Below are 205 nucleotides of genomic sequence, written 5' to 3'. Positions count from 1 at the left end.
TGAAACTCGACCCTTCGCAGACACGCCTGCTTGGAAAAGTCGATACCGTCACGTACTACGGCGTCGCAGCGGGCGACAAGATCTGCATGGTTCCTGTCGATGCCACCGGAAAAGACAACGGGTTCATCGGTTGCACGCTGCTGAAAAGCTTCGAATCCGGCGGTTTGAAGTTCGAAAACGCGGAGCGGACGGAAGCGGCCTGGTT

The 205-nt window shown here is 57.1% G+C and carries 1 pseudogene; it reads left to right on the top strand.

Annotated features, from left to right (window positions below):
• Positions 1-205, top strand: a pseudogene (locus tag BJG92_RS17785) (hypothetical protein); the annotation flags it as partial.

The sequence above is a fragment of the Arthrobacter sp. SO5 genome (assembly GCF_020532805.1).
Lineage (GTDB): Bacteria > Actinomycetota > Actinomycetes > Actinomycetales > Micrococcaceae > Arthrobacter.
The sequence above is the reverse complement of the archived record's forward strand: the minus strand, read 5'-3'. Positions and strand labels throughout refer to the sequence as shown.